The following is a 6,032-nucleotide window of genomic DNA, read 5'->3' on the forward strand; positions in this document are numbered from 1 at the left end:
TTTGTAATATTTTAGGCGACTAATTTTTTAGATTTATGCATAACTTTTTATGGTGAAAGAAAAAGATCAGTTTTTTGAAGACATCTGCGGAAAGTGGGAACCAAAGATCATCAACGGACGATAAAGATCAAATTGAGCTGGGCCTGGATGATCACAGCCATCTGATTACACCCGAGCGGCGCCTCAGTTTTGCGAGAGCACGCCAATAAAGGTCTCTTGCAGAGCCTGGCGAAGGCCGGTTCGCCTTATCTTCGCCAGGAACTGGGAAAGTTAGCTGATCGCGCTGGCGCTGCGCATCTACTGGCCCGAGCAGGATATTCTCAATGGAAAATGGAAGCCGTCGGCGATCAAGAAGACACAACATCCAATTTGATCAACCATATACATCAAAGTGTTCGAAACGGCAAAGAAAGGCCAAACCATTTCTCGCCAGGAGATAGGAGGAATCTACCATGAAAGTTGTAAGATTTATTGCCGGAATACGTTACTTCGTGCTGATTCCGGTCATCGGGCTGGCAATTGCCGCCTGTGCTTTGTTTATTAAAGGCGGCGTGGATCTGGTTCGCTTCATGGGAGAACTGATTACAGGAATGGCAGAGGCAGGTCCAGAGGCGAGTATCATTGTTGAAATTGTGGAGACAGTCCATCTTTTCCTGGTTGGTACGGTGCTCTTCCTTACTTCCATCGGGCTTTACCAGTTGTTTATCCAGCCGCTCCCTTTACCGGGTTGGCTGGAGATAAATGATATTGAGGAACTGGAGTTAAACCTGGTGGGGCTCACTATTGTCGTGCTGGGAGTTAATTTCTTAAGTATTATCTTTGAACCGCAGGAAACAAATCTGGCGGTCTATGGGATAGGCTATGCCTTACCCATCGCAGCTCTGGCTTACTTTATGAAGGTGCGTTCAAACATGAGCAAGGGGAGTGGGAAAGGCGAACGGCTGACATCCTTAGTGGAGGCGGCTTCTGAGGGCGGTGACTCAAGCTGGTTAACAAACAAAAAGAGAGATTGAAATCGGATTCATTAATTATCCAACTTCTCGTCCTTACGGCTTACTCTTCACTGGTTGGGTTAAATCAGCGGTAACTCTTTAGCAAATTTTCCAGAAAGATCCAGACATTTTCAATAGAGGGGATAAAAACCCTCTCAGCCGGAGAATGGGGGTCTTTGATAGTAGGTCCAAAGGAAATCATCTCCATATCCATGCATTTCGAGCCGATTACCCCGCATTCAAGTCCGGCGTGCACGACCTCAATCTCAGGCTCTTTTTGGAAGGTCCGGGTGTAAACCTGTCTGCATCTGGAGATCAGCCCTGATTCAAGGTCAGGCTCCCAGGCAGGGTACCCGGTTTCGTGCTCAACTCCAGCTCCGGCAAGCTTTGCCACGGTTTCCACTTTCCCGGAAATTTCAGCCAGCCTGGACATGACGGAACTGCGCTGGCTTGAGATGATTTGTATCTCTGTTTTCCCGGTCCTCACGGTTGCAAGGTTGTTTGAGGTCTCCACAAGTCCCGGGATCCTGTCCGACATCCTGTAGACCCCATGGGGGAGGGCAAGGAGCAGCCCGAGAAGCTTCTCTTCGGTCCCGGAAGAAAAGACCAGGTTTGCAGGAGCTTCCTTTCTGGCAACCTTCCCTTCGGAATTTTCAAACACTACCCCATTTTCAACTTTCCTGAAGCTCAAAACAAGGTCAGGGTCGGTTTTCGCATATTCGGACCTCAAAGTTTTCCCAAATTCTGAAACAAGCCGCTCCGCCTGCTCAAATTTCTCCCTGTCCAGAGCCACAAAAGCATCCATAAAATTCGGAATAGTATTATGGGTGCCTCCCCCGCTCAGGAAGACAAGCCTGATGCATTCCTTTCCCACCTGTTCCCGAAGCCCGGCAAATGCCCTGGCAAGCAGCTGGATCCCGTTAGCCCGCTGCCTGTGGATCTCAACTCCGGAATGCCCACCTTCCAGCCCCTCTGCCACGAGCTTGCAGAGCCCAAACTGACACCCCTTTCCATACTCAAAGGTTTCCCACTCAAGCGGCAGCGTGATCCGGGAATTCTTCCCTCCGGCACACCCGACGATAAATGCCCCTTCATCCTCAGAGTCCAGGTTAAGCAAAATTCTGCCTTCGAAAAATCCTTTTTCAAGCCCCATGACTCCTGTCAATCCGGTCTCCTCGTCCACCGTAAAGAGCAGTTCCAGAGGTGGGTGCCCGATTTCTCCATTCTTCCCTGCCTCGGCCAGCACCAGCCCCATGGCAAGTGCAATCCCGTTGTCCGCCCCGATTGAGGTCCCGTCTCCCCTCAACCAGTCCCCTTCATACACGCACCTGACCGGGTCCCTGGAAAAGTCATGCTTTGAGCCCTTGCTCTTTTCGCAGACCATGTCCATGTGTCCCTGCAATACAATAACAGGAGAATTCTCATACCCGGGAGTAGCCGGGACTTTGACGAGGACGTTATTTACAGCATCGGTTTTTACCTCAAAGCCTCCGGCTACTGCCCATTCCTTTAGCCAGAGGGAAAGTTTTTCTTCATGTTTCGAACAGCGCGGGATTTTATTGATTTCCTCAAACATTTCAAGGATTTGCCGGGTTTTTGGGTGCATAGTGAATCAACTCAGGTCTTTTGTGCGGATCGGCCAATGTCAGCAGCACTAAACCCCGCCGCAAGACAATTATCAGTAATTCATAAATTAACCATAAATCAGCTGTAAGTCAATTATCAGTAATTTATAAATTGGCCATAAATCGACCATAAATCAGTCAGATATCATTTATAAGTCATATATCATTCGATAGAAATAACAGACATAAAAACATGAAAGAAGATTAAAAAGTTGTGCTCCCCTGAAAATTGATTAATTAAGATTCGTGATCAAATCAACTTCATGAATTAAGGAATTTTAGAGATCCTTTGCCTTCTTAAAACCGAGCGCGTTCTCAAAACAGAGTGCTTTAACAGGAGCACGTCATTTTCACATCATTCCTGATACAGAAAGCGTTTTCAGCCTCCCTGCGAACCCTGGTTTTTTCGACATCCGCTTCCGGGAGATGCACCAGCGCCTTCTTCTGGTGCTCCTGAATATTGCTGAAGAAATGTCCCCCGAACTGAGAAAATACATCCCTTAACCCCAAAAACCGCTTTTCAATTCACTGGATACATAAGCTCCTACGTAAGCTCCTCCTCCAGATTATCTGGCGCCCCTGCAAAAAAAGCAGAAAAACAAAAACAGCAAAAAAACAAAAAAAGCCCGAATAGAAAATAGACTCAAAAAAGAATAATTTCAGATAGAATTTGATTCAGCTTTCGTTGGTATCTTTACAGGTTTCCTCTATACATTTTCTTTGCATTGACATTAGGACTTTTCTGACGCTTTTATCAGTTAATTTTTTGTTGATTTCTTACAGCTTATTCGATATTTTTTACTCGCTGGCTTTTCTTTGCTCTTCTTTTTTTTATAAGACCGCTCTCCTGAGTCGAGCGTGGCAGGAACGACCCGGTATAGAGAATAAGGTTGTACGGATCAGAGATATTTGTAATTCAGTCCTCTTGAGCGAAGCTCACTGCAATAAACTATAAAGTAGTCCTCTTGAGCGCAGCGAAAAGGACCGCGTACTCCCGAGGCGCAATTCGGGCGAGGCGCAATTCGGGCGAGGCGCAATTCAGGCGAGTCGCAATTCGGATGCAGAAAAATCCCTGTTCTTACCCTTAATTTTTAGAATCTGAATACTTTCCAGAATCATTTATTACTGCGCTCAAATACTATTGATTTTTCAGAGAGACCTTTAGACAGATGCTTCGCCAGGAAAAATGGATATAAACGTTCCATTCGAGAGAAAGGCTCCTTTAGGACAGCCATAAAGGCATCAAAGCAAGTATTTTAATATGAAATACTTTTATAGAAATGTGGCTATTTATAGTATACAGGAATACACGAAACCATACTACAAAATCTTACAATTCCCATAAGCCTTTCTGGCAGCGATTAAACGGAAGGAAACTGGGAGAAGAACTTGAAGAAAATGAGTGTGAACCAGACTCGTTTCCGGGGTATAGCGGATCTGAATTAGCAGTCTACTTTAGCAATCTACATTAACAGTCTACATTAACAGTTTACTTTAGCAGATCTGACGTAGCATTGCTGAAATGATCAGGGGGATCAGGCTTCATGGTAGAAACTTCGGATTTAGTGATCTTCTGGGCCGTGGTTATAGCCCGCTTCTTAATACCGCTTTCAATTCCTCGCTACCCCCTTCCCGGCGTACTGGCTTCCCTGATTCTCGATATGGTCGACCAGACAATTTTCCAGCTCTTCACGGACCTGCCCCTGGAAGGCTACCAGGGCTATGACAAGGCCCTTGATATTTATTACCTGAGTATCACCTACCTTTCGACGCTGCGCAACTGGTCGAACCTCTACGCCTTCAAGCTGGACCGTTTCCTTTTCTACTACCGGCTGGTAGGCGTGGCGATCTTCGAACTCGTACACCTGCGCCCTCTGCTGCTTATTTTTCCCAACACCTTCGAGTATTTCTTCATATTCTACGAAGCCGTCCGCTTGAAATGGGACTCAAGGGTTTTGACAAAAAGCAAATTGATCGCTGCAGCAGCCCTTATCTGGATTTTCGTCAAGATACCACAGGAATACTGGATCCACGTCGCCCAGCTGGATACCACAGACTGGATCAAAGCCAACCCCTCAAATGCCCTCATCCTGATTGCCTATGCAGCTTTCCTACTCGGCATGGCCTGGTGGCTGCTCCGAGACCTCCCCCCTGCCCGAAAGGGCCTTGAATTCGAAGCACCCCCTGTCGCAGCAGCCCCGGTTTTTCCTCCCATACCAAAAACGATGAAGGAGCAGCGGGAACGCCTCATTAACAACCAGGTGATCGAAAAAATCGTGCTGATCTCCCTCCTGACTATCATCTTTGCCCAGATACTCCCAGACGTGCGGGCAAACAGTATCCAGATAGCTATCATCGTAGCTGTTTTTGTCGTGATAAACACAGCCCTTAGCCACTGGCTGGCCCGGAACGGAAGGCACTGGAGTTCTATCATAAGGGAATTTATCGTGATGTCCGCAGTAAACATGGGCCTGGTCCTGATTATTAACTATCTCCTACCCAGGTACAACGGCTCGATCAACCTCCAAAACACTCTCTTTTTCATCCTGCTCCTGACCCTTATCATCACCCTCTACGACCGCTACTGGCAGCTCCATGTGAATAACCATAACAACAGTGGTTCCGGCAAAGAGGAAGAAAAGAAGTAACTTTTTTCAGGAAGACCGTGCGCAAACTTTTTGTGCGGGGCCTGAAGGTAAATATTTAACCGTAATCCCATCATTAAGTTATCTCTACTAACCGTTTATGGTCTATTTATCAGGTAGCTGTACTTTCACGGCTCGAAGCAGACGGCCTTTTCCAAAAACATATGAAAGTTGAATTCAAAGGCCAGTGCTATTTTGAATTTAAATGCCCTAAAAAGGCTATTCTGATATACAAAAAGATATTCAAATGGATAAAAAAGATATTCAAATGACTAAAAGGATATTCAAATGACTAAAAGGATATTCAAATGACTAAAAGGATATTCAAATGACTAAAAGGATATTCACGATGTAAAAATGATTGTTACAGTTTCCATCTAAGACCAAAACTTGAAGAAACCATTCAATACTGTTTTGAGACAGCTTGTTTAGAATAGATTTGAAGTAGTATAGGGTGAATTTGGCAACGATCCAGAGTTCCCGAAGGCTCGCACACTTCAGTACAGTAAGGAACGTGGGCAGGCTTATCTTCTGTGTTCGGAAAGGGTACAGGAGTTACCCTGCCGCTATGGCCGCCAAATTCTACCTATAAATGGGATATGAAAGAAGTCATGTAATAATAATATCAGAAAACAATTTCAGAAAAACATTTTTAGAAAAAACAATATTCAGAATAGATTTAAAGTAGTATAGGGTGAGTTTGGCAGCGATCCAGAGTTCCCGAAGGCTCGCACACTTCAGTACAGTAAGGAACGTGGACAGGCTTATCT

The 6,032-nt window shown here is 45.7% G+C and carries 4 protein-coding genes and 1 rRNA gene; 2 read left to right on the top strand and 3 right to left on the bottom strand.

The window, feature by feature from the left end; genetic code table 11:
• Positions 1 to 151: 151 nt before the first annotated feature.
• Positions 152 to 364 (bottom strand): hypothetical protein, encoded by a 213-nt coding sequence (locus tag EO92_RS17850; protein WP_162197472.1) that lies wholly within the window; start codon positions 362 to 364, stop codon positions 152 to 154.
• Positions 365 to 452: 88 nt separating this feature from the next.
• On the opposite strand from EO92_RS17850, the gene EO92_RS11715 reads away from it, so the two are divergent.
• On the top strand, positions 453 to 1,013 hold the full coding sequence (locus tag EO92_RS11715) for a YqhA family protein (protein WP_048171783.1): 561 nt from the start codon (positions 453 to 455) through the stop codon (positions 1,011 to 1,013).
• A 64-nt stretch (positions 1,014 to 1,077) separates the two neighbouring features.
• Here the strand turns inward: EO92_RS11715 and pepD are convergent, their stop codons facing one another.
• Positions 1,078 to 2,598 (bottom strand): beta-Ala-His dipeptidase, encoded by a 1,521-nt coding sequence (gene pepD, locus EO92_RS11720; protein ID WP_048171785.1) that lies wholly within the window; start codon positions 2,596 to 2,598, stop codon positions 1,078 to 1,080.
• A gap of 1,563 nt (positions 2,599 to 4,161) precedes the next feature.
• On the opposite strand from pepD, the gene EO92_RS11730 reads away from it, so the two are divergent.
• Positions 4,162 to 5,265, top strand: coding sequence for a hypothetical protein (locus tag EO92_RS11730; protein WP_048171791.1), 1,104 nt, complete (start codon positions 4,162 to 4,164; stop codon positions 5,263 to 5,265).
• A 455-nt stretch (positions 5,266 to 5,720) separates the two neighbouring features.
• Here EO92_RS11730 and rrf read toward each other — a convergent pair.
• A 5S ribosomal RNA gene (gene rrf, locus EO92_RS11735) occupies positions 5,721 to 5,842 on the bottom strand.
• Positions 5,843 to 6,032: the final 190 nt, after the last annotated feature.

The sequence above is a fragment of the Methanosarcina sp. 2.H.A.1B.4 genome (assembly GCF_000979385.1).
Classification (GTDB): domain Archaea; phylum Halobacteriota; class Methanosarcinia; order Methanosarcinales; family Methanosarcinaceae; genus Methanosarcina.

Coding starts and splice junctions, on each gene's coding strand:
- EO92_RS17850 (WP_162197472.1), bottom strand. CDS start 364: ATGTTGTGTCTTCTTGATCGCCGACGGCTTCCATTTTCCATTGAGAAT.
- EO92_RS11715 (WP_048171783.1), top strand. CDS start 453: ATGAAAGTTGTAAGATTTATTGCCGGAATACGTTACTTCGTGCTGATT.
- pepD (WP_048171785.1), bottom strand. CDS start 2,598: ATGCACCCAAAAACCCGGCAAATCCTTGAAATGTTTGAGGAAATCAAT.
- EO92_RS11730 (WP_048171791.1), top strand. CDS start 4,162: ATGGTAGAAACTTCGGATTTAGTGATCTTCTGGGCCGTGGTTATAGCC.